The organism is Actinospica robiniae DSM 44927, assembly GCF_000504285.1.
Taxonomy (GTDB): domain Bacteria; phylum Actinomycetota; class Actinomycetes; order Streptomycetales; family Catenulisporaceae; genus Actinospica; species Actinospica robiniae.
In genome coordinates this window covers 3,476,025-3,500,289 of the sequence record NZ_KI632511.1, presented here as the reverse complement: position 1 = coordinate 3,500,289, position 24,265 = coordinate 3,476,025, and the positions used below count along the sequence as shown (strand labels likewise).

Below are 24,265 nucleotides of genomic sequence, written 5' to 3'. Positions count from 1 at the left end.
CCGCATGGGTGGTTTTCTTGATGCATGATCTCGCCTCGTCCTGCCTCCGCGGTGCGCCGGCTCGGGGCTGAGCTCGACAACTGGCTCATCTGTTCGGCACGACACTCGTCGGCATCGCGCTTCGCCGACGAGCGGAACTGTTCGCGGCCGCGCTACGCCGCCAGGCGCAGACGGACGCGCTCACCGGCCTGGCGAACCGCCGAGCCATGCAGGATTACTTCGACCACGTCACCGCGCGCGGCGCCGGCAAGGACGAAGACCTCGCCGTGCTTGTCGTCGACGTCGACCACTTCAAGCTCATCAACGACCGCTACGGCCATGTGGCCGGTGATCATACGCTCGAACTGCTCGGCCACCTGATCGCCTCGCACGTGCGGTCCGACGACTTCGCAGCCCGCATCGGCGGAGAGGAGTTCGCGCTGGTACTACCCGGCTGCGGCATGCCGGCCGCAGGTCAACGCGCCGAAGACCTCCGCTCGGCCGTCGAACGCAGGTCGCTGGCATCCTGGCCGCACCCGGTGACGGTGTCCATCGGCGTCGCCGTCGCGCGAGCGCGAGCGGGTAACGCGGGGGCCGAAGAACTGCTCACCGCCGCGGACGCGGCGCTGTATCGGGCAAAGGAAGCGGGCCGCAACACCGTCCGACGGGCTCCCTCGTCACGCGGATGACGCTCAACCTTGTCCGCCGCCGCCGCCGCCGCCGTTCAGCCCAGCGCCAGCAACGTCACGCCGAGGGCGGCCATGCCCAGACCGAGCCACTGGGCACGACTGATCCGTTCCTTCAGCACCGCCCGGGCCAGCACGATGGTCGCCGCCGGGTACAGCGCCACGATCACGGCACTGACGCTGAGTAGTCCGTGCCGCGCAGAGAGCAGGAAGCACAGATTGGCCAGCGAATCCAAGCAGCCGGCACCCGCAGCCAGGCCCAGGTTCGGCCGCCCCGGGTCGATCCGTCGGCGCACCGCAATCGCGGCGTTGAGCACGATCAGGCTACTGACAGCTCGTCCGACGATCAGCGGGGCGACGCCGCTGTCATGCGGAGCCTGATTCAGCATGATCAGCTGAGTGGCGATCGCCGCACCCGCCAAGACGGCCACCGCCACGGCCTTCGGCCGAACCCGCCCGACGCCGGCCGAGCGCTTGACCGTCACCAGTAAGATCGCGCACGCCGCCACCGGAATCCCGGCGATCTCGGTCGCGGACAGGCGATCGCCCTCCGCGAGCCCGACCACCACCGGCAGCGCCGCCGAGACGAGCGCGGTGATCGGGGCCATCACCGCCATCGGCCCGATCGACAAAGCCTGATAGAGCAACGCGAACGCGAACGCCGATGCGGCCCCCGAAGCCGCGCCCCAGCCGAGCGAACCCGCCTCCCACCGCGCGCCGAGCACGGGCAGCAGCAAGCCCTCGATCGCCAAGCTGGCCGGCGCGCTGATCGCGACCACCCGGAAGACCTTGGCCTTCCGCGTTGCCGCACCGCCGAGGAAGTCGGCGACACCGTAGGCGCAGGCGCTGGCGATCGCCAGCAGAATCATGAGCATCGCAGAGATCCCATGTGCCGGGTTGGATGGACTGGCCCGGCTTTTCGGGCTCTGAGGTGGCACTGCCGCTGACCCGACGATACCTCCCACGACGCGAATTCTCAGTGTCCTGCCACGCTGCCGACCTGGCGGGCAGGGACCGGTCCCTGCTGGAATCTGTTTTGCTGTAGCTCGAAAAGCCAGAGCACTGGAGGATCAGCGTGAGCCTGTCGAGCGGGTCGAGCAAGCCGGGGGACTGGCGGGTCGGGGCGGTGGTCGACGGGCGGTACCGGGTGGTGGGCGAGCTCGGGCGGGGCGGGATGGGCGTGGTTCATCGGGTGCGGCACCTCGGCTGGGACATCGATATGGCCGTGAAGAGCACGCTCGAGGACGTCTTCCGGTCGCCGGTCGGGCAGGGGTTGTTCGTCAGGGAGGCGGAGGCCTGGGTATCGCTGGGGCTGCATCCACACGTGTGCGCCTGCTACTACGTGCGCGTGCTGGGCGGCGTGCCCAGGGTTTTCGCCGAGTACGTTTCCGGGGGCAGCCTGCAGGACTGGGTGCGCGACGGGCGGCTGTACGAGGGCGGGGGAGCGGCGGTTTCGGGGCGCATCCTGGATGTGGCGGTGCAGGTCGCGCGGGGTCTTGAGCACGCGCATTCCCGAGGGCTCGTGCATCTGGATGTGAAGCCGGCCAACGTGTTGCTTGACGAGTCCGGCACCGCGAAGATCACCGACTTCGGGCTCGCCCGCTCGAAGGCCGCCGTTGCTGCCGTCGCGGCCGCGCCAAACGGCGCGTCACCGGGATCTGATGTCAGCATTCTTGTCGCAAACAGCGGCATGACGCCGGCGTACGCCTCGCCGGAACAGTCTGCCGGGAAACAGCTTGGGCGGCGCAGCGACGTGTACAGCTTCGCCGTGTCAGTGCTCGAGCTCTTGACCGGTGAGGTCCGCTGGAAGGCTGGATCGGTTGCGGGGGCAGGGCTCGGCCACTACCTGTCCGACCCGGGCAATCCGGTCGTCGCACCGCCGCGGCTGGGTGAGTTGCTGGGGCGCTGCCTGCAGCTGGATCCGGCCGAGCGGCCGTCATCGATGGCTGAAATAGCCGCCGAGCTCGTCGAGATCTACGAGCTGGCGACGGGGCTCCCTTATCCGCGCCCTGCTTCGCCAGAGGCCGCATTGCGGGCCGACGAACTGAGCAACCGAGGTCTCTCGTTGCTCGACCTCGGGCGCGCCAACGAGGCAGAGGCCGCGTTTGCTCAGGCGCTGGCCGTCGATCCGCACCATCTCGGCGCTGTGTACAACGGAGGGCTGTTGCGCTGGCGCAGCGGCGTGATCACCGATGTGGAGCTCGTCGCCCAGCTTTCTGAGGTTGTCCAGCACCGCGACGATTCCTCGTGGCAGGCAAGGTATCTGCTGGCGCAGGTCCACCTCGAACGCGGCGACTTCGCTGCCGTCCGCGCATTGCTCGACGAACTCGCGCACCAACCGCCTGGCCCGGGCGACGAGCTCGCGAACCAGATCCGTGCGGCGTTGCGCTCCGGGCGCGTCGTCGATGCACAATGCGTCGGCACCAAGACGGTCACGAGCCTCGCGGAGATACCGAGTCCGCCCATCAAGCTGCTGGCGCGCCACGAGGTCAACGGCTATCAAGCGCAACGGTTCAGCGCGGATGGACGGTTGACGCTCACCGGGCACTGGGACGGCACGGTCCGGCTCTGGGACGTCGCGGCCGACAGGCTGCTGTGCACGCTCGAAGGGCATCGCGGCCAGGTCATGAACATCGACTTCGACGCTGCCGCGCGGCACGCGTTGTCCACCGGTTACGACGGTACGGTGCGGTTCTGGGATCTGGGGACCGGCCGGTGCTTGCGCGTATTCACGGCCGGCCGCGCAACGAGGTTCAGCCCGGTCCGGCTCAGCGCGGACGGGCGGGTCGGCGTATGGGTCGGCGAGAGCGGGCGCATCGAGGTCTGGGATCTGACGGCCGGCGTTCTCCATCGGGCTCTCGGATTCCCCTTGGAGAACAGCCCGATCGAGGATTCGACGTTTTCAGTGAACTGCGACGGAAGCCTTGTGCTCATCGCCGACGGAACTGGGGCGCGGGTCTGGGACCCGGTCCACGGCCGGTCCCTGGCGCTGAGGACCGAGACCCTGTCGAAGCCGAGTGACCTGTGCTTCAGCTCCGACGGCCGGTTCGCGGCGGTCGCGACGGTCGATCGCGCCATCCGGCTGTGGGACGTGGCGGACGGGCGCTGCGTGCGCACGCTGACCGGGCACACCACGCCGGCCCGCACGATGGCGCTCAGCAGCGACATGCGATACCTGTTCTCCGGATCGGTCGGGGACAAGACGGTCCGGTACTGGGAGCTGAAGACCGGCCGCTGTCTGCGCACCTTCGCGGACCACGACCGCTACGGAACGGTATGGGTCGGCCTGCCCGCCGACGACTCGCGGATCGGGCTGTCCTCGGAAAACAGCAGGCCTGCGCCGCAGCCTGTGTACACATGGCGGCTGCCCGAGGGATACACCGCCGAGCCGTTCCTGATCCGGCCTCGCCAGTACGCGGAGGTCAGCAGACTCGGCGGCGAGGTGGACGCGCTGCTCGGAGAGGCGAACCGGGAGCTCGCCGATTCCCGGCCCCAGGCCGCCTTCGACCTGCTCACTCGCGCTCGGGCGGTGCCCGGATACGAGCGGGCTCCGCGGATACTCGCGGCCTGGCGGGAACTCGGGCGTTCGGCCATCCGGACGGGGTTGCGGGCAGCCTGGTCGAGGAAACTGGCGGACGGCCGGGCGGCGCTCGGCGACGTCGTCTCGATCGGCCTGTCCGCCGACGCGCGGCTCGCGGTGACCGCGCACTATAAGTCCGTCGTGCGTGTGTGGGACCTGACAAGCAGCACGCGAAAGCTGGTGCTCGAGGACGACCGAGGCTGGCCGTCCGTGGTCGCGCTGAGCGGCGACGGCGGGCGCGCGCAGTGCCACAGCCTGAGCTCGATCAACTCGTGGGACCTGGAAAGCGGCGAACGCAGCGTGATCCCGGTGGAGCGCGAGATGACCCGGGCCGTGTGTTTCCTCGACGATGGTCGGCAGGCGCTGTCCGGCGGGGGCGACGGGGTGATCCGCAGGTGGGATCTGGCGGCGAATCGCTGCCTGGCGACGATGCCGGCGCCTTCCCCAGGGACCAACGAGATCGCCTTGAGCGCGGACGAACGGCTAGCCGCGGTCGGCGACAGCACAGGCGCCGTCCGTCTGTGGGATCTCGAGCAAGGCAGGATGCTGACATCCTGGAAGGCGCACGTCCGGCCGGTTCTGTCCGTGTCGTTGAGCCGCGACGGTCGCCTGGCCCTTTCCACCGCCATGGACGACCCGGTGATCCGACTGTGGGACGCCTCGTCCGAGACGTGCGTGCGCGAGTTCGCGGGCCACGGCGACGGCTGGATCTCCACGGTGCGCTTCACTCCGGACGGCCGGTTCGCCTTCTCCGCGGGCCACGACAGGACCCTGCGGCTCTGGGACATCGCGACCGGAAGCTGCGTGCACGTCCTCGAGGGCCACGAAGGCGCCGTACGCCATTTCGAGCTGACCGACGACCTGCACCACGTACTGTCTTCGGGCGACGATGCGCTCCGACTCTGGGACCTGGACTGGGATCTGGCCGTCGAGAATCAGGGGACTGAATAAAGCGGCGGTCCGGCCGGCCCCGACAGCGGGGGCCGGCCGGACCCTGGCTCAGGTCAGGAGGTGCTGCAGCTGACCGACGGCCAGGTCCATGTGCCGTTGGGCGAGATGGTGACGTTGAAGTTGTTGCCGCTGCCGTTCGGCGTGGCCTTCATGACGTACTGGCTCGGGTAGGTGGCGTTGATCCCGGAGGTCGAGTACACGACGGCCGGGGAGACCATGTTCATCGTCACGGTCCAGGTGTTCGAACCGCTGACGGCGACGTTGAGGCTGTACCAGTTGCTGCCCTGCGATCCGGCCGAGAGCGTCGCGGTGCAGCCGCTGCTCGTGCCGCCGCCGCCAGTGGTGCCGCCACCACCGGTGCCGGTGCTGCCACCGCCGCCGGACGAGCTGCTGCCGCCCGAGGTGACGGTGATGTTGGAGCTGCCGCTGCTCTGGTAGCCCTCGGTGGCCAGGATCTCGTAGTTCGGGGTGCCGAGGTTCAGGCCGACGCTCTTCCAGGCGTTGAAGATGTTGGACACGGTGATGGTGCCGCCGGTCCGCTTCGACTCACGAACAGCCCAGTACTGGTGGAACGTCGCGGTGCCCTGGATGGACGGCTCGTTGGTGCGGGTCGTCTCGTACAGGTCGTAGGTGCTGCCGTCGCTGTTGACCGAGCCGAGCTTGGTAGCGCCGGAGCTCGGGTTGTAGCTGCCGTAGTTGTCGACGATGTAGTACTCGACGAGCGGGTTCGTGGTCCAGCCGTACAGCGAGAGGTAGCAGTTGCCGTTGCAGTTCCACGAGCCGGAGTAGGTCACGGTGTTGCTCGTGCCCGGGTTCCAGCCGGTGCCGGCCACGACGTTCTGCGAGCCGGTGTTCCAGGTCAGGCTGTAGTTGCTGCCGGATCCGAGCGTCATCGTGGCACCGCTCGCCTGCTCCCAGAACGAGTAGTAGTAACCGTTGCTCGTGCCGGTGGAGTTCGACGTGATGCTTGAGGCCGCACTGGCGGTCGAGACTGGCAGCAGGGTCATGGCCGCGGCCGTGACCGTGGCCGTGGCCAGGCCGAGCAGCAGCCGCAGCCGGCCGCCGCCTCGGGGAAGACTGGGGTGGGTGTGCACGCGGAACGCGCCTCCTGTCGTGGTGGATCTTTCCGGTGCCGTCCGGTCGGGGCCGGACGGTTAACACGGAAGTGTTGGATCTCGAAAGACGCCTGTCAATAAGTTTCGGAAAAGTTTCGAGATCCTGCAAGATCAAATAATGGTACTGATGGGACGCGAGTGATGTGAGTCAAGAACACTGGCGAAAAAAGGTAGGGCAGGATCGGACAAATGTCGTAAAACTTCGGCAGGATTCTGTCAGGTGTCCGAAATTTTCGGAGCCACAAGTCGAATGCATCGGGCTCCTGAGGGGGCGCGGAGGGCGGCGGCCGCCGTCGAAACTGGATCTTGAGGCTGGGTGAGCCGGGTCCGGGACGGATTCGCGACCGCTCCGGCCGCCCGAGTCGCCCGAGTCGCCTGAGCGGTCCAAGCCACCACCGTCGTCAGCGCGAGGCCGGTGCGGGCTATGGTGGACGGCAGCCGAGTGGGTGGCCAGACGTCTCACGGGGTTCCGGGCCGCATGAGCAAGGGAGAATAAGGGTTCGAATGGCTAATTCCGCTCACTCGGGCAAGCAGTTCCCGACGACTCTGGCCGACGTGGCGGGCATGGCGGGCGTCAGTGTGGGAACGGCTTCCCGGGCGCTCAGCGGCAAGGGCAGGATGCGCCCGGACACCCGCGACCGCGTCCTGGAAGCCGCTACCAGGCTCGGGTTTCGCCCCAACGAGCACGCGCGCAGCCTCCTGGCCGGCCGCAGCTGGACGGTCGGGCTGATCACGACCGACGGCATGGGCCGCTTCAGCACGCCGGTGCTGCTCGGGGCCGAGGACGCGCTCGGCGCGGGCAAGATCGCGGTGCTGCTCTGCGACACCCGTGGTGACCACATCCGCGAGCGCTACTACGTCGAAACTCTGGTGGCCCGCCGAGTGGACGGGATCATCGTCACCGATCCACGCACCGCTCCTCGCGCCCCGCTCGCCGGAACCCGCGACATCCCGACGGTCTATGCGATATCCCCGTCCACGGATCCGAATGACACGTCAGTGGTCTGCGATGACAAAGGCGGTACCCGCCTCGCCGTCGAGCACCTGGTCGCCACCGGCCGCACGCGGATTGCGCACGTCACCGGTCCGAAAAGCCACGCCGCCGCCCGCGACCGTTCCGACCACACCCGCGCGGCCCTCGCCGCCGCCGGCCTCGAACTCGCCGGCGGTCGGGCATTCTTCGGCGATTTCAGCGAGGCATGGGGCCGGCGCGCCGTCGCCGCCGTGCTGCGCGCGGCGCCCGAGGTCGACGCCATCTTCTGCGGCAACGACGAAATCGCCCGCGGCGTCACGGACGCACTGCGCGAAATCGACCGCCGCGTGCCGGAGGAGATAGCCGTGGTGGGCTACGACAATTGGGAGGTCATGGCGCTGGCCGCGAGACCGCCACTGACGACCGTCGACATGAACCTCACTGAGATTGGACGACTCAGTGCCCTGCATCTCCTGAACGCCATCGACGCCGAGGCGACTCCGGGCATCCATCCGGTCGAAAGCACGCTGGTCGTGCGTGAGTCGGCCTGATCGCGCGTATCCGAGAGGACATGGACCAGCCACCGATGCACACGCCACCCGAGGGTATAGAGCTGATCCGCCTTTGGCGGCGAGGCCCAGGTATAGCAGGACCCAATATCTAGGTCGGCCATCCGGGTGTATGTCAGATTACAGATTTTCTTCCGAGGTCTGCCAGGTCGGTTTCCCTGGCCTCCCAGAGGTCGAACAGGGCATCCGCGCCGCGCGCGGTCGCTAGGGCGATCTCGACCGCGCTGGCGGGGATCATGGTAATGATCTGCATCTCGGTTTTGCCGGCGACATCGCGTATGACGTTGAATTCCCCGTCGACGTATGGATGCTCGGCGCAGATGACGCCGACCATCTCGGTGCCGGGTACGAAGGGCTGTTGCCCGGGAATGATAGTGCCAACGAGTAGGCCGGCTCCGCCTTCGAGCACCATGTGCGCGGTGCGGACGATAATCTCGGCGGCTGCTTCCTCGTACTCCGTGAGCAGGCTGCAGCACAGTTCCTGCGGGAAGATCGCGTTGACGTTCTGGAATCGCAGGCCACTGCTCACGGCGGAGCCCACTTCGCTGCCTTGCGCGCGGAGGTAGAGCACGGCGAAGCCGCGATTCGGGCCGTGGGCGGTGGGTTCCTCGACCCACTTCAGGGGCCCGAGATATTCGGCGACCTGCGGCAGGAAGCCGGCGAACGCGGGCGTAGTTGCGGGCGCGGACTCAGCCGTCACGTCTCTCCCGCGGTGATCACGGTCCGCTGGATGCCGGCGTGGTTCGGGGGCCGGTCGCGTACGTGTCGGCGTAGTGGAAGACGAGGTTCGCGTAGGAGTCCGAGTGGTTGTAGGAGAGGATCGCGCTCCACCAGCCGGAGGGGGTGGCCAGGTCGCGGTTGTCAGCACACAGGTAACGGCCGGCGGCGATCGCGGCGGCGTCGATGTTCTGCGGGTTCGTGCCGGTATCGGCGAACTGGTACCAGGTTTCGGGGAGCAGCTGCATGGGGCCGACGGCGTGGTCGTAGGTGGTGTCGCCGGTGAGCCGGCCGTGGTCCGTGGCCGGCAGGTCCTGGCGGCCGGCGGAGCCGTCGAGGGCCGGGCCGATCACCGCCTTGGTCTCGGTGCCGTCGGCGGCGAGCGCCGCGCCGCCGAATCTGCCGTGGTCCGATTCGACCATGCCTATCCCGGCGAGGGTGTTCCAGTCGAGGTGACAGTCCGGGTTCTCGCTGTGCAGCACGAGTTCCGCGTATCCGTAGCCCTGAACGGCGCGCGCGGGGATCCCGGTAGCTGCGGAGACCCTGCCGGCCCAGTCGGCGAGCAGTTCCGATTCTGTTGCCGGCGACTGCGAAGCCGTTCCCGGAGAGGCGGAACCCAGCTCCTGCACCGAGAAGCCCGTCTGCGGGCTCGCCGCGGCCGGCGGCTGGATCGTGGCGGTGGCGCTGATGAGGGGAGTGGAGCTGGAGTCGGCGGCAGGCTCCCGGTCGACGGGGGTGGTTCCCGAGAACGCCCACACGCACCCGACGACCATGCTCGCGAGCCCGCCGGCCATCAGGCCCGCGACCGACCACGAAGCTATTCGCCCGATCATCGTCGGTGCCGGGAGTCGCCGGACGACGCGCCGCCCGCGTCCCCGCATGCGTTCGGACTGATGGTGATGGTGATCGGCACGGCCGCTGCCCTCACGAGCTTGTGTCCTCGTCCTCGTCCGTTCCCAAGCGACGCAGGCGACGCGCGCGGCGTGCGGTCCGGCCGCTTGGCTGCAGCCCCACGCTATCAGAGGGCGTTTGCTCGCGTCCTTCGCCGCCGTTCTGCGCGGCACAGTACGCTGAGCCGTGGGCGCACGCCGGCGAGGACCCGGCTGAAGGAGGACAGTGGATCTCGTCGGCCGGCAAGGGCACCTGGATCTTCTGGCCCGTCTTCTGTCCGAGTCGCCGAGCCGGGGCAGCGCGGTCCTGGTCCGCGGGATGGCCGGGATCGGGAAGACGGCTCTGCTGGCCGAAGCGGCCGTCCTCGCCGAAGTCTCCGGGTACCGGGTGTTGCGCACCGGCGGCGTCGAGGCCGAGAGCGACATCCCCTACGCCGGCCTGCAGATGCTGCTGCGTCCGTTGGCCGCCGGGATGGCCGACCTGGCGGCGCCGCACCGGCAGGCGTTGGACGCCGCGCTGGGACGCGCCGACGCCGATATCGCGGACCTCTTCCTGGTCGGCCTGGCGGCTCTCGACCTCATCGCGGACGCCGCGGCCGTAGCCCCGGTGCTGGTCATCGCGGACGACCTCCAGTGGCTCGACGACGCGACCGTCGGCATCCTCGCGTTTCTCGCCAGGCGTGTGGCCACCGAACCGGTGGTCATCGTGGGAGCCGCGCGCGACGGGTACCGGTCGCGCCTGAATCCCGACGAGCTGACCATGCTTCAGCTCGAGCCGCTGTCCGACGACGAGGCGACGGCTCTGCTCGCGGACCGGGTCCCGCATCTGCGCCCGAGTGCGCACCGACGGCTGCTGGCCGCCGCGGCCGGGAATCCGTTGGCGCTGACCGAGCTTTCGCGCACGCTCGGTGCCTCGGCCGATCCCCATCTCGCCGAGATCCCGCTCACCGAGCGGCTTGAACGTGCCTTCACCGGCCGCCTCGGACACCTGCCGGAGGCCACGCGCAGCCTGCTCCGTATCGCAGCACTCGACGACGGTCTGTCGCTGCCGGAGCTTTACCGCGCGGCTCGCGCGTTCACCGGATCGGCCGTCGGCTCGGCGGATCTGGACCCGGCCGTGCAGGCTCGCCTGGTCGAGGTCGTCGGCACCGAGCTGCGCTTCGGGCACCCGCTGATGCGGTCGGCGATTCAGCAGTCGATGTCGGCCCAGGTCCGGCGCGCCGCGCACGCGGCGCTCGCCTCGGCGCTCGAGGACCAGCCCGACCGTCAGGTCCGGCACCGCGCGGCCGCGACGGGCGATCCGGACGAATCCGTCGCCACCGCGCTCCAGGACGCGGCGCGACGCGCGGCCCGACGGGGTGGCGTCGCGGCGGCGCTGACGGCGCTGGAACAGGCCGCCGCGCTCAGCGAGGACGAAAGCCGGCGAGGCGAGCGCCTGCTGCTGGCCGCCGAGTACGCCGCCGAGCTCGGCCGGGCCGAGACCGTGAACCGTCTCCTGGACACGGCGCTGACCGGGCGGCTCTCCCGCCAGCAGCACGCCCGGGTCTTCTGGCTGCGCGGCGGGGCCGACGAAGGGCTCTACAGCCATTCCTCCGGCGCTCTCTCGCTCACCGCCCTCGCCGAGGAGATAGCCCTCGAGGATCCGGCGCTCGCGCTGCGGATCCTGTGGAGCGCGGCCCAGCTCTGCTTCTGGTCCGATCCCGGTCCGCAGGCGCGCGGCCAGATCCTGGCAGCCGTCGAGCGCATCGTGCCGGACGAGGTCGACCCGTGGCGCCTGGCCGTCTGCGCCTATGCCGCGCCGATCGAGCGCGGCGGGTACGTCCTTGACCGGGCCCGGGACGTCGCCCGGATCGAAGGCGACGACGGCCGCGCCTACCGGATGCTGAGCACGGCGGCCCTGTTGGCCGGCGGTTTCGGCCTGGCCCGGGCCTTTTCGGCGGCGGGCGGCGCGGGGCTGCGGGCCCAGGGGCGGCTGGGGCTGCTGGCCCGGACCGTCGGCGCGGACGCCTGGAGCGCTTTGGTCGTGGGGGACCTCGGCGCGGCGATCGCGGCGACCGAGGAGTCCCGGCGGCTGGCCCGGGAGACCGGTCAGATCATGATGTACGGCCTGATGACGGCCACCGCCGCGAAACTCGCGGCGCTGCGCGGCCAGGAGGGCGAAGCCCTGGCGCTGGCCGAGGCGGCCGAGGAGATCGGCCTGCCCGTCGGCGCACGACCGGTATTGGCGACGGCGGCGATGGCGCGCGGGCTGGCCGCGCTGGGCCAGGGCCGGTTCGAGGAGGCCTACGGCCACTTCCGGCGGCTGCACGACCCGGCGGATCCGGCGTTCCAGATCGCGTTGCGGCTCACGACTCTCGGCGATCTGGTCGACGCCGCGACGCACTGCGGACGCGCGGCGGCGGTGCTGCCGGTGATCGCGCAGCTCGAGGAGGTTGCCGAGGTGACGCCGGCGCCGGTGCTGCACGCCGACCTGCGCCTGGCCCGAGCCCTGGTTGCGGCCGATGACGCTGCGGAGCCGCTGTTCCAGGAAGCACTGAACGCCGACCTCACCGCCCTGCCGCTCATCAGAGCTCGTACACACCTGGCCTTCGGGGAGTGGTTGCGCCGACGCCGTCGCAGCGTCGAGTCGCGGGACCATCTGCGCGCCGCCCGCGACATGTTCGATGCGCTCGGTGCGATCCCCTGGGGCGAGAAGGCTCGCAGGGAACTGCGAGCCGCAGGCGAGACCAGCCGCGGCCGCGATCCCGATGCCCGCGACCAGCTGACCGCGCACGAACTGCAGATCGTCCAACTGGCCGCCGAAGGTCTGACCAACCGCGAGATCGGCCAGCGGCTCTACCTCTCGCACCGGACCGTCAGCTCGCACCTGCACCGGATCTTCCCGAAACTCGGCGTCGTCTCCCGCGCCGAACTGCACAAGGTGGTCGGCGCATTGCGTTAGCCCACCGTCATCTGACGCTCGAAGGCACCGGCCCCGCGCACTAGCGTTCTGACCAGGTCAGGGCGGCGATGACAGGGGTTATGCCATGGAGTGGCGCGGGGCTCGGGAGGCAACGGCGGATCCGCTGCTCGGCCGCTTCGCCGAACGCGAGGCGATCGCAGGGCTGCTCGAAGCGATGCGGGACGGGCTCGGCGGCGCCTTGGTCTTCGTCGGGGAGGCCGGGATCGGCAAGACCCGGCTGCTCGATTACGCGGCGGCACAGGCCCGGGCCGCGCAAGTCGAGCTGACGAGGCTGGTGGGGGTCGAAGCCGAGCAGCCCTTGGGATACGGCGCGTTACACCGGCTGCTACGTCCGCACCTGCACCGGATCGACCGGCTTCCCCCGCGGCAGCGCGACGCGCTCAACACCGCGTTCGGCCTCGCGGACGCGGCGCCGCTGGACCGGCACCTCGTCGGTCTCGCGACTTTGACGTTGCTGTCCGGGGTGGCCTTGGAGCTGCCGTTGCTGTGCCTCATCGACGACGTGCACTGGCTCGATCGGGAGTCGGCCGAGACCTTGGCCTTCGTGGCCCGCCGGCTCCAGGCCGACTCGCTGGGCCTGATCTTCGCTGCCAGAACCGGCATCGAGGCCCGCGGCCTGTTCGACGCGATGACCTCCCTACGTGTCGACGGCCTGCCCGTCGCCGACGCCAGGGAACTGCTGGCCCTCGCCACCCCCGGCCACCTGGACGCGGCGGTCGCGGACCGGATCGTGGCCGGCACCGGGGGCAACCCGCTGGCGCTGATCGAACTGGGCGCCCAGCTGAACGCGGAGCAGTTGGCCGGCGTCGTGCCGATGCCCGACCCGTTGCCGGTCAGCAGGCTGCTGGAGGCGCACTTCCAACAGGCGGTCGCCGCGCTGCCGCCGGACACCCGGACCCTTTTGCTGCTCATCGCCGCGGCACCGACCGACGATCCCACGGTGATCTGGCACGCCGCGGGTGTGCTTGGCCTGTCGGCCCGGGCCGCCGCGGCGGCCGTCGAGGCCGGGGTGCTGGACCGCGCGGCCGCCCCCGGGTTCCGCCACCCGCTCATCCGGTCGTCGGTGTACGCGGCGGCTTCCGGCGACGAGCGGCGCCGGATCCACGCCGCGCTCGCGACGGCCACTGATCCGACCCGGATGCCGGACCGGCGGGCCTGGCATCGGGCCGCGGCGGCGCTCGGCGCCGACGACGCGGCGGCCGCGGACCTGGACGCGGCTTCGGACTGGGCCCGGGCCAGGGGCGGATATTCGGCGCAGGCGTTGTTCCTGTCCAAGGCGGCCGAGCTGACCACCGAGCCGACCGAGCGCGCCGGACGCTACCTCGCCGCGGCCGAGGCTCATCTGGCCTCCGGCGACCACGCCGCGGTGCAACCCCTGCTCGATCTGGCCGCGCCCGCCCTGAACCGTCCGGCGGCCCGCGCCCGCGCGCTGCGGATCCGGGCTTCGGCAGAACTCTTCAACACCCGCAGCGACCGCGTCGCCGCCATGATGCTCGACGCCGTGGCAGAGCTCGGCGACGCCGACATCCGGATGACGTGGGAGCTGCTCTACGAAGCCGTACACGCCGCCGTCATCGCGCGGGACCCGATGTATCGCACGACCCTGGCAGAGGTCGCCGACGCCGTGACCGCCGCCCCGCGCGATCCGGACGCTCCGGCCTGGAGTCCGGACCCGCTGATCGAAGCCCTGGCCGTCCGCGCGGCTCACGGGTACGAGCGCAGCGTGTCGAGCATCCAGGCGGCCCTGGCAGGACTGCGAGCCTCGCCCGAACTGCACGATCGGGCCACCCCGTTCTGCGTCCTGGTGAGCCTCGCCGCGACCGACGTGTGGGACATCGACGCGAACATCGAGATCATCAGCCGTCTGGCAGCCGTGAATCGCAGCCAGGGGGCCCTCTACGACCTCAGCCTCTGCGTGTCCGACTTCGCCTACACGCAGATCTGGAACGGCCGGCTGAACGCGGCCGAAGCGCTGTACGCCGAGGCGGACGACTACGCCAGGGCCATCGGCCTGACGGTTCAAGGAGATCTCAACAAAGGTCTGCTATACGCCTGGATGGGCCGCGAAGCCGAGGTGCGCGCCACCGTCGCCACGATGGACGCCGTCGCCGACACCTACGGCTTGGGCATGCTTCGCCAGCTGGCGCTACAAGCGCTCTGCATTCTCGATCTGGGCCTGGGGCGTTACGGCGAAGCGAAGCGCCACGCGCTCCTCGCTTACGAGGAGGACGCGCCGTCGCAGGGCAACCTCATGCTGCCGCTTCTCGTCGAAGCCGCTGTGCGTGCGGGCGACCGGCATACCGCGGCGCGCGCGCTCACCCGGCTTGAGGAGCGCGCGCAATCGGCAGGAACGCCTTGGGCATTGGGCATGCTGGCCCGATGCCGGGCGCTGATGGACGAGGGGGATGACGCAGAGGCCTGGTATCAGGAGTCGATTGATCTTTTCGCCAAGGTTCCGCTGGCAGCGGAACAGGCCCGGTCACGTCTGCTGTTCGGGGAATGGCTGCGCCGGCGCCGACGGCGCGTTGAGGCCAGGACGCAACTGCGGTCCGCATACGAGTCCTTCGACGCCTGGGGTGCGTCGCTGTTCGCCGAACGCGCTCGGACCGAGCTGCTCGCGACCGGCGAGACCGCGCGCCGACGCGTCCCAGGCGCCGGATCCGACCTCACGCCGCAGGAACGGCAGGTGGCGCTGCTGGCGGTATCAGGACTCACCAACGCCGAGATCGCCTCACGGCTGTTCATCACGACCTCTACCGTCGAGTTCCACCTGAACAAGGTGTTCCGCAAGCTGGGCATCACCTCGCGAAGGCGGATCGCCGCCGCGCTGGAAGCCGTAGACGGTCCGGCGCCCTCCGCCTAGCGTGCCAACCACATAGGTTCACCGGGTTGCATCGGCGAACCAGTGCGGTCAGAGCACTACTGCGAGTTGATGATCGGCTGGCTGCGGTTTCAAGATCTCGCCTCCGGCGCGGGCCCTTCCCTCGGAGAGAGATGCCGGGGTTTGTGGGGTGGTGTGGTTGGTGGGGCGGGCTGTTGTTTGGGATGGTGGGGTTGCGGGGGTGTGCTCTCTCCTCGGTCGGTCCCCGGAGGCAATCAGGAACCTGCCGGGAGGTCAAGCGGCGGAGGTTTCCGTTGGTGGTGAATCCTGCAGCGCGCCGCTTGACCTCCCGGCAGAACCCTGATCGGGCTTCGCCTGCCCGACCGAGGAGAGAGCCCACCCCCTGGGGGAGTGGTGCGAGCTGCGCTCGGGCCGAGTCCCGGCCCGTGGCCCGGTCGCGCTCGATGCGGAAGAATCCTGCATCGCCGTTCTGGGCCGCTTCTTCTTCGCTATTCTTTCAACGCCGGGGAGCGCGCCCGAGTGCCCGGAAATCTCCCATATTTTTCTTTTCCGGCAATAGCCGGATGCGCGGCTTTTGTCGGTGGTGGCGTCTAGCATGGAAGAGTACAGGGGTTGTCGGGGCTTGTGACGGAGTGTGGACGGGGTGGCTGGTCAGATGGCGTCAGGGGTACGGCTGAAAACGGTGCAGGAATTCCCCTCGGCGTGCGACCGGGCCGCGCGATCCCGTGCAGTGCGTGAGCACCGGGCGGATCCGACCGGGGCGATGCAGAATTCGACGGCAGGCACGACCGGAGCACCGACGCCTGCGCGCGGATCGAGAGCCGGGATGGCCGGATCACGGCGATGCAGAATCCTTCCGGATCGAGCACGGCCGGCGTGCAGGGTTCTGCCGCGAGGTCTGGGTTCGGGGTCGACGTACCAGCGCCGTGCAGGATTTCACTTCAGGTGCGACCGAGCACCGAAGCCTTCGCGCGGATCGAGCATCGGGACGGTCGGATCAAGGTGATGCAGGATTCTTCCGGATCGAGCGCGGCCGGGCCACGGGATGGGACTCGGCCCGAGCGCAGCTCGCACCGGACCTCAGGGGGTGTGCTCTCTCCTCGGTCGGGCAGGCGAAGCCCGATCAGGGTTCTGCCGGGCGGTCAAGCGGCGCGATGCAAGATCCGCCACCAACGGAAACCACCGCCGCTTGACCGCCCGGCAGGTTCCTGATTGCCTCCGGGGACCGACCGAGGAGAGAGCACGCCCCCGCAACCTCACCATCCCGGACCCCAGCCCGCCCGACCACCCCAGCAGCCCACAGACTCCGGCATCTCTCTCCGAGGGAAGGGCCCGCGCCGGAGGCGAATAGCTTGAAACCCCAGCCCGCCCCGCTACGCAACGGGTGGGCGGGCGGACAGACGAAACGGGGCGACGCGAAGCGGCCGCCCCCACCCCGACAGCCGCCTCAACCTGGCAAGCCACCACAGCCTCACCAGCAGCCAGCCGATCATCAGCTCGTGTTGGGCAATAGCCGAGGGCCGGGCCCAGGCACGATCCAGCATGTCCTGGCATGCCCCGAAATCACAGGACGTCGGTCATGCCGCCGTCGATGAGGTAGTCGGCGCCGGTGATGTTGCCCGAACGCCGGCTGGCCAGGAACAGCACCAGATCGGCCACTTCGGCGGGCGAGGTGAAGCGCCCGGTGGCGGCCGCGGCAGCAGCGGTGGCCGCGACCGTGCCCGGGTCGACGCCGAGACGGGCGCCCACCGTCGCCGCCACGCCGTCAGAGCCCTGCCATAGTGGCGTCTCCACCGGCCCGGGGCTGACGCAGTTGACGCGCACGCCCTGCGGTCCCACCTGCTTGGACAGTGCCTTGCAGAAGTTCGACAGGGCGCCCTTGGCCGCGCTGTAGTCGATCACCAGCGGGTCGGGCAGACGTGCGTTGACCGACGAGACTGTGACGATCCGGCCGTCCCCGGCTTCGAGCAGGTGCGGCAGCGCGCTCCGGGTGGCCCGGACGGCGGCCATCACGTTGATCGTGAAGGTCCAATCCCAGTCCGCGTCGGTGGTGGCCAGGAAGCCGTCGACCCGCGGGCGCACCGCGCCGACGTTGTTCACCAGGACGTCGAGTCCGCCGAGCTGTTCGGCCGCGGCGTTCACGAGGGTGCCCGGGCCGTCCGGAGTGGCCAGGTCGAGCTCTAGGACGCTCAGCTCGGCGCCCTGCTCGATCAGGTCGTCGAGCGCTTCGGTGCGCTTCTTCGTCCCGGCCACGACGAGCGCGCCGGCCGCGAGCAGGCCCTCGGTGATCGCCAGGCCGATGCCCCGGCCGGCGCCGGTGACCACCGCGCGCTGACCGGTCAGGCCGAGGTCGAAGGCGGGTGCGGTCATCGGGCGGCGTCCAGATCCTGCCGCCGCAGCCAGGCCAGCGTCTGGTCCGCGACCTCGCGCCAGCCGCCGTCGATGGTCAGCGAGTGCCCGCGGTTGGGGAAGGTCATGAACTCGGTGACGGCGTCGGAGTGCCGGTACTGCTTGAGCGTGGCCCGGGTGACGGTCTCGGGCACGGTGTTGTCCATGCCGCCGGAGATCAGCAGCAGCGGCCCGCGCCCGGAGTTCGCGGTGTCGACCTTGGCCGGCGAATGCGGGTTGAAGTTCGCCGCGGCGGCCTCGAACAGCGGCTTGCCCGGCGCGGGCATCGTCCACTGCTCGAACAGCGCGTCGGACTCCTCCTCGCTCAGGGCGTTGCCGAAGGCGAAGCGGAACTGCTCGGCGGTCAGCGACACCGCGCGGTGCCGGTTCGCCGGGTTCTTGAACACCGGGAGGGTCGAGCGCAGCGCGGACAGCGGCACCGGCAGAACCCCCTTGATCTGCGCCGCGTCGATGGCCACGGCGGCCACGGCCAGGTCCTGGCCCAGCAGCTTCTGGGCGATCATCCCGCCGAAGGAGTGGCCGACCAGGATCGGTCGCGCCTCCATCTTGCGGATGACCTCGGCGTAGTGCTCCACGACGTCGTCGATGCCGTGGTCGGCGATGCTCTCCGGGTTCTGCCGCGCCTCCTCGACGCTCTCCGGGTCGCCGGGCCAGCCGGGCGCGGACGGGTCGTAGCCCTCGTGGCGGAACAGGTCGATCCACGGCTGCCAGGAGGCGCTGTGCAGCCAGAGGCCGTGGATGAACAGAACGGGGGTCGGCTCGGTCATGGCCGTTCGGCCTTTCTGGGCGGGGGGAGGTTGGGGGAGCGGGGCGCAACCCTTCGAGAAGGGTCGCCGCCGCCAGCACACCACCGACCCCCGCGCCTTCGAACCGGGGAAAGACCCCAGTGTCTGCTGGGATCCGACCCCGGTACTAAAGGTCCTTGCCAGAGCTCAGCGGCAGCGCGGCCGGATCGGCGTTGGCCAGCTCGTGGAGCAGGTGTCCGATCTCGCGACGCCGGCGCATCCGCGCCGGCAGGGCCGCCTGCAGCCGCGGCGGCGGAACGGCGATGACCGGGCAGACCGCGTGAGCGAGGCAGTAGCGGGCGGTGTTCGCGCGGAAGGGGTGGCTCAGCGATCCCCGGCGGCCCGCGCCGATGACGAGCAGGTCGTTGCCCCGGTCCGCGGTCTGCACCAATGCCGCCCCGGCGGCGCCCATGATCACCAAGCCCTCGGCCGCGACGTCGTCCGGCACCCCGCCGAGGCCCTGGTCGAAGGCCTGCCGCAAGGCGGCCTCGGCGCATTCGCGCAGAATGCGGTGGTACTGAGGGGACGGCGCGCGTCGGGCGGCGACCTGGCCGCCGGGGGGATCCCAGGCGAGCACGGGCATGAGGACGGCCTCGAGGCGGCGGGCCTGGCCGAGCGCGTAGCGCAGGGCCTCGAGGCTGCCGGGAGATCCGTCGACTCCGACGATGACGCGTCCGATGATTTTCGACGCCATCCGCCCAGCAGAGCACATCCCGGGGGAGATCGGCGGCTTGCTCACGGGAACTCAACGCGTTTCGGCGCGCTCTCGACGGGCCTCCCACACCCACCGACATACTGGGCCAGATCTTGACAAAAGGTACGAGGCGTGCCGTGGAGATCACGGAAGCGTCTCGGCCCGTAAGCCGGGTGTGGAGATATGCACGGCGGCTGTTAGAGGCGCGTATGCGGGCCCCGTTTCGGCGCGTCGCTGCTGTTCCATTCCTGGTGACCGGTGTACGCGGCGAACCAGCAAGCCTCCGCGCACAACCCGGCCCGCCAAACCAAACCGTCGAGTCCTAGGAGCCCGAGATGGGCGACGTCATCTTCGTCGTACTGACCGTCGCGACCTTCGCCGTGTTCGCCTTGATCGTCAAGGGGGTCGAGCGTCTTGAGCGCTGACAACATCATCGGCCTTGTCGCCGCGATCGCGCTGAGCGTGTATCTGATCATCGCGCTGGTCAAGCCGGAAAGGTTCTGAAGTGTCCGTGGCCACATCCGGCTGGCTGCAAGCCGGCCTGCTCGTTTTCGCCCTGGCGGTGACCTACCGTCCGCTGGGCGACTACATGGCCCACATCCTCACCTCGCCGAAGCACTGGCGGGTGGAGAAGGGCCTGTACCGACTGATGGGCGTCGACCCCGAGGCGGATCAGACCTGGCCGGTCTACATCCGCTCGGTGCTGGCGATCTCCGTGGTCGGCATGCTGCTGCTCTACCTGATCCTGCGCATCCAGGATCATCTGATGATGTCGCTGGGGATGCCGCCGATGCAGGCGGACCTCGCCTACAACACCGCGGCCTCCTTCGTCGCCAACACCAACTGGCAGAACTACGTCGGTGAGTCGACCCTCGGCTACACCGCGCAGTTCCTGGGCCTCGCGGTGCAGAACTTCGTCTCCGCCGCTGTCGGCATCTGCATCGTGGCGGCCCTCATCCGCGGGTTCGTGCGCACGAAGACCGACCGTCTGGGCAACTTCTGGGTGGATCTGACCCGGCTCAACCTGCGCCTGCTGCTGCCGATCTCGGTCGTGCTCGGCCTCGTGCTGATCGCCGCGGGCCTGCCGCAGGAGCTGTCGAACCACCTGACCACGGTGAACACCGTCACCGGCGGGTCGCAGAGCCTGTATACGGGGGCTACCGGGTCGCAGGAGGTCATCAAGCTGCTCGGTACCAACGGCGGCGGGATCTTCAACGCGAACTCGGCGCACCCGTTCGAGAACCCCAACGGGTTCACGAACTGGCTCGAGGTCTACCTCATGCTGATGATCGCGTTCTCGCTGCCGCGCACCTTCGGCAAGATGGTCGGCTCGCACAAGCAGGGCTACGTGATCCTGTCGGTGATGGGGATCATCTGGGTCGCCTCCGCCGGGTTCATGACCTGGGCCGAGGAGCGGCACTGGGGCAGCGCGCTGGCGGTGGCCGGGTCGTCGATGAACGGCAAGGAGGTGCGCCTCGGCGTGCCGGGCAGCACCCTGTTCGCCACGACCAGCACCCTGACCTCGACCGGCGCCGTGAACTCGATGCACGACTCGTACACGGCGCTCGGCGGCGGCACGGCGATATTCAACATGATGCTCGGCGAGATCGCGCCCGGCGGAACCGGTTCGGGTCTGTACGGCATGCTGATCCTGGCGATCGTGACGGTGTTCGTCGCGGGCCTGATGGTCGGGCGCACGCCCGAGTACCTGGGCAAGAAGATCCGCCCGGCCGAGATGAAGTACGCGGCCCTCTACATCCTGGCCACCCCGTCGGTCGCGCTCGCGTTCACCGGCATCGCCATGGCCACGACGACGGCGCGCAACTCGATGAACAACTCGGGGCCGCACGGCTTCTCCGAGGTGCTCTACGCCTTCACCTCGATGTCGAACAACAACGGATCGGCCTTCGCCGGCCTGACCGGCAACACCGATTTCTACAACACCATGGGCGGTCTCGCGATGCTGCTCGGGCGCTTCCTGCCGATGATCTTCGTGCTGGCCCTGGCCGGCTCGCTGGCCAAGCAGAAGCACACCCCGGCCTCGGTCGGCACGCTCAAGACCCACACGCCGCTGTTCGCGGGCCTGCTCACCGGCGTGATCTTCATCGTCGTCGGTCTGACCTACTTCCCGGCGCTGGCCCTGGGCCCGCTGGCGGAGGGACTGAAGTAAATGTCTGCCATCACTCCTTCTGACGCGGTCAAGGACACCAGCCGGATGGGCGGGGGCCTGCTCGACCCGAAGATGCTCTACACGTCGCTGCCGGACGCGCTGCGCAAGTTCGACCCGCGGGTGCAGCTGAAGAACCCGGTCATGTTCGTCGTGGAGATCGGGTCGATGCTCACGACCTTCTCCGCGATCGAGCACCCCTCGATCTTCGCCTGGACCATCACCGTGTGGCTGTGGCTCACGGTCCTGTTCGCGAACCTCGCCGAGGCCGTGGCCGAGGGCCGGGGTAAGGCCCAGGCCGCGACGCTGCGCAAGACCAAGACCTCGACCACCGCGCGGCGCATCGCCTCGTGGCAGCCGGGCGTGAAGGGCGCGGAGACGCAGATCTCGGCGACCGAACTCAAGCTCGGCGACTACGTGGTCGTCACCGCCGGCCAGATCATCCCCGGCGACGGCGACGTCGTCGAGGGCGTCGCCTCGGTGGACGAGTCGGCGATCACCGGAGAGTCCGCTCCCGTGATCCGCGAGTCCGGCGGCGACCGGTCTGCGGTGACCGGCGGCACCCGGGTCCTGTCCGACGAGATCGTCGTGAAGATCACGACGAAGCCGGGCGAGACGTTCATCGACCGGATGATCGCACTCGTCGAGGGCGCGGCGCGGCAGAAGACGCCGAACGAGCTCGCCCTCAACGTCCTGCTCGCCTCGCTCACGGTCGTCTTCCTGCTCGCCGTGGTCACCCTGCAGCCGTTCGCGTTCTTCGCCGGCGCCCCGCAGTCCCTGGTCATCCTGGTCGCGCTCACGGTCGCCCTCATCCCGACCACGATCGGCGCCCTCCTCTCGGCGATCGGCATCGCGGGCATGGACCGGCTCGTGCAGCGCAACGTGCTCGCGATGTCCGGGCGCGCGGTCGAAGCCGCCGGCGACGTCAACACCCTGCTGCTCGACAAGACCGGCACCATCACCCTCGGCAACCGGCAGGCGAGCGAGTTCGTGCCCGCCGACGGCGTCTCGATCGACGAGCTCGCCGACGCCGCCCAGCTCTCCTCACTCGCCGACGAGACCCCCGAGGGCCGCTCGATCGTCGTGCTCGCCAAGGAGCGCTACGGGCTGCGCGGGCGCGAGGTGCACGACGCGACCTTCATTGAGTTCACCGCCCAGACCCGCATGTCCGGGGTGGACCTGCCCGACGGCACCCGGATCCGCAAGGGCGCCGCCAACGCGGTGCGCGACTGGGTCCGCGACGCCGGCGGGCACTCCGACCCGAAGGTCGGCCAGAGCGTCGACGCGATCTCCGCGGCCGGCGGCACACCCCTGGTGGTCGCCCAGGTGCAGGGTTCCGAGGCCCGCGTCCTCGGCGTGATCCACCTCAAGGACGTGGTCAAGGACGGGATAAAGGAGCGCTTCGCCGAACTGCGCAAGATGGGCATCAAGACCGTCATGATCACCGGGGACAACCCGCTGACGGCCAAGGCCATCGCGGAGGAGGCCGGGGTCGACGACTTCCTGGCCGAGGCCACCCCGGAGGACAAGCTCGCCCTGATCCGCAAGGAGCAGGAGGGCGGCAAGCTCGTCGCGATGACCGGCGACGGCACCAACGACGCCCCCGCCCTCGCCCAGGCCGACGTCGGCGTCGCGATGAACTCCGGCACCTCGGCCGCCAAAGAGGCCGGGAACATGGTCGACCTCGACTCCAACCCGACCAAGCTCATCGAGATCGTCGAGATCGGCAAGCAGCTGCTGATCACCCGCGGGGCGCTCACCACGTTCTCGATCGCCAACGACGTCGCGAAGTACTTCGCGATGCTCCCGGCGATGTTCGCGGGCGTCTTCCCGGGCCTGTCCAAGCTCAACATCCTGCACCTCTACAGCCCCGCCTCCGCGATCACCTCCGCGATCGTGTTCAACGCCCTGATCATCGTCGCGCTGATCCCGCTGGCGCTGCGCGGAGTGCGCTACACCCCGTCCTCCGCCTCGGCGCTGCTCCGCCGCAACCTGTGGATCTACGGCGCCGGCGGCCTGATCATCCCGTTCGCCGGGATCAAGCTGCTCGACCTCGTCATCCACCTGCTCCCCGGAATGGGACGGTAAGCACTCATGTCCAGACTTCCAGGACCGGTGCTGCGCCACCTCGCAGCCATCCGCGCGATGATCGTCCTCACCGTCATCCTCGGCATCATCTACCCCCTCGTGATGACCGGGATCGGGCAGGCGGCGTTCCACAACCAGGCGAACGGCTCGCTCATCACGAACAGCAAGAGCCAGGTCATCGGCTCCAAGCTGCTGTGCCAGACGTTCGTCAGCCCGTCCGCCGCCGAGACCGCGCTGAACAAGAAGGACGGGGTCACCGGCTACGCCGACCCGATCAACAAGTACTTCCAGCCCCGCCCCACCTTCGCCGTCGACTCGACGGCCGGCGGCTTCACCATCCAACTCGCCGACGGCTGCACCTACACCGCATCCGGCAGCAACAACCTCGGCCCGAACAGCGACACCCTGACCACGCTGATTACCGCCATGCGCACGAACATGGCCGCGTTCGACTCCGTCGGCGGCGCCACCGTCACCGCTTCACAGGTCGCTACGGACGCGGTCACCGAGTCCGGCTCCGACGTCGAGCCCTACATCACCCCGCAGAACGCCGACCAGCAGGCCGCCCGCATCGCCGCCACCCGAGGACTCTCGGTCGCCCAGGTCAAGACCCTGATCGCCGCGAACACCTCAGGCCGCGACATCGGCATCCTCGGCGAGCCGGCCGTGAACACCACCACCCTCAACATCGCCCTCGACCAGAAGTACCCGAGCACCGACACCAGCACGACGGCGTTCGCGACGGGCGTCACTTCCTGAAGTCGCACGACGTCATCACCCCCTTCCCGGCCGCCCGGCTACGGCGGCCGGGAAGGACCCGTTTCTTTGGCAAGCACGGCCGGCAAGGACGGTTGATCG

General features: G+C 69.5%; 16 protein-coding genes. 9 read left to right on the top strand and 7 right to left on the bottom strand.

The genetic code is table 11. The features are described from left to right. The first annotated feature begins 80 nt into the window (after window positions 1-80). Window positions 81-668, top strand: a complete 588-nt coding sequence (locus ACTRO_RS14845; protein WP_084316270.1) for a diguanylate cyclase — start codon at window positions 81-83, stop codon at window positions 666-668. A gap of 35 nt (window positions 669-703) precedes the next feature. Here ACTRO_RS14845 and ACTRO_RS14840 read toward each other — a convergent pair whose 3' ends face one another. Next, window positions 704-1,540: an EamA family transporter gene (locus ACTRO_RS14840; RefSeq protein WP_034263642.1), complete on the bottom strand. Its 837-nt coding sequence runs from the start codon at window positions 1,538-1,540 to the stop codon at window positions 704-706. Window positions 1,541-1,740: 200 nt separating this feature from the next. Between ACTRO_RS14840 and ACTRO_RS14835 the strand changes: the two genes are divergently transcribed. Further along, window positions 1,741-5,196 (top strand): serine/threonine-protein kinase, encoded by a 3,456-nt coding sequence (locus tag ACTRO_RS14835; RefSeq protein ID WP_211244252.1) that lies wholly within the window; start codon window positions 1,741-1,743, stop codon window positions 5,194-5,196. 53 nt (window positions 5,197-5,249) lie between these two features. Here ACTRO_RS14835 and ACTRO_RS50330 read toward each other — a convergent pair whose 3' ends face one another. Next, window positions 5,250-6,290 (bottom strand): glycoside hydrolase family 11 protein, encoded by a 1,041-nt coding sequence (locus ACTRO_RS50330; protein ID WP_034263641.1) that lies wholly within the window; start codon window positions 6,288-6,290, stop codon window positions 5,250-5,252. Window positions 6,291-6,815: 525 nt separating this feature from the next. On the opposite strand from ACTRO_RS50330, the gene ACTRO_RS14825 reads away from it, so the two are divergent. Then, the gene (locus ACTRO_RS14825; RefSeq protein WP_034263640.1) at window positions 6,816-7,835 is read left to right on the top strand and encodes a substrate-binding domain-containing protein; all 1,020 of its coding nucleotides are present in this window, start codon (window positions 6,816-6,818) and stop codon (window positions 7,833-7,835) included. Window positions 7,836-7,968: 133 nt separating this feature from the next. On the opposite strand, the gene ACTRO_RS14820 is transcribed toward ACTRO_RS14825, so the two are convergent. Further along, a complete protein-coding gene (locus tag ACTRO_RS14820) occupies window positions 7,969-8,553 on the bottom strand; it encodes a suppressor of fused domain protein (protein WP_034263639.1) in 585 nt (194 codons plus the stop codon). Window positions 8,554-8,569: 16 nt separating this feature from the next. Next, window positions 8,570-9,403, bottom strand: a complete 834-nt coding sequence (locus tag ACTRO_RS48075; protein ID WP_169739900.1) for a lysozyme family protein — start codon at window positions 9,401-9,403, stop codon at window positions 8,570-8,572. Between the two features lie 283 nt (window positions 9,404-9,686). Between ACTRO_RS48075 and ACTRO_RS14810 the strand changes: the two genes are divergently transcribed. Beyond that, complete coding sequence (locus ACTRO_RS14810; RefSeq protein WP_034263638.1) at window positions 9,687-12,401, top strand: ATP-binding protein; 2,715 nt, start codon at window positions 9,687-9,689, stop codon at window positions 12,399-12,401. Window positions 12,402-12,486: 85 nt separating this feature from the next. Continuing rightward, entirely contained in the window at window positions 12,487-15,285 is a 2,799-nt protein-coding gene (locus ACTRO_RS14805) for a LuxR C-terminal-related transcriptional regulator (protein ID WP_051450853.1), read from the top strand. Window positions 15,286-16,827: 1,542 nt separating this feature from the next. Here ACTRO_RS14805 and ACTRO_RS14800 read toward each other — a convergent pair. The 3 genes from ACTRO_RS14800 to ACTRO_RS14790 all read right to left on the bottom strand — a co-directional run bounded on the left by ACTRO_RS14800 (window position 16,828) and on the right by ACTRO_RS14790 (window position 19,152). Further along, window positions 16,828-17,634 carry an SDR family NAD(P)-dependent oxidoreductase gene (locus tag ACTRO_RS14800; protein WP_034263637.1) on the bottom strand — a complete coding sequence of 269 codons (807 nt, stop codon included), beginning with the start codon at window positions 17,632-17,634 and terminating at the stop codon, window positions 16,828-16,830. Further along, complete coding sequence (locus ACTRO_RS14795; protein ID WP_034263636.1) at window positions 17,631-18,440, bottom strand: alpha/beta hydrolase; 810 nt, start codon at window positions 18,438-18,440, stop codon at window positions 17,631-17,633. Before ACTRO_RS14795 ends, ACTRO_RS14800 begins: the two co-directional genes overlap by 4 nt. Window positions 18,441-18,585: 145 nt before the next feature. Further along, window positions 18,586-19,152, bottom strand: a complete 567-nt coding sequence (locus tag ACTRO_RS14790; protein ID WP_051450852.1) for a universal stress protein — start codon at window positions 19,150-19,152, stop codon at window positions 18,586-18,588. Window positions 19,153-19,566: 414 nt separating this feature from the next. Here ACTRO_RS14790 and kdpF point away from each other — a divergent pair, with 414 nt between their 5' ends. Genes kdpF through ACTRO_RS14770 form a run of 4 tightly spaced genes read left to right on the top strand, consistent with a single transcriptional unit; the run spans window position 19,567 to window position 24,166 of the window. Next, window positions 19,567-19,656, top strand: a complete 90-nt coding sequence (kdpF, locus tag ACTRO_RS44880) for a K(+)-transporting ATPase subunit F (RefSeq protein ID WP_034263635.1) — start codon at window positions 19,567-19,569, stop codon at window positions 19,654-19,656. Between the two features lies 1 nt (window position 19,657). After that, window positions 19,658-21,322 carry a potassium-transporting ATPase subunit KdpA gene (gene kdpA / locus ACTRO_RS14780; RefSeq protein ID WP_051450851.1) on the top strand — a complete coding sequence of 555 codons (1,665 nt, stop codon included), beginning with the start codon at window positions 19,658-19,660 and terminating at the stop codon, window positions 21,320-21,322. Next, on the top strand, window positions 21,323-23,407 hold the full coding sequence (kdpB, locus tag ACTRO_RS14775; protein ID WP_051450850.1) for a potassium-transporting ATPase subunit KdpB: 2,085 nt from the start codon (window positions 21,323-21,325) through the stop codon (window positions 23,405-23,407). Window positions 23,408-23,413: 6 nt separating this feature from the next. Next, entirely contained in the window at window positions 23,414-24,166 is a 753-nt protein-coding gene (locus tag ACTRO_RS14770) for a potassium-transporting ATPase subunit C (RefSeq protein ID WP_063628003.1), read from the top strand. Window positions 24,167-24,265 lie beyond the last annotated feature (99 nt).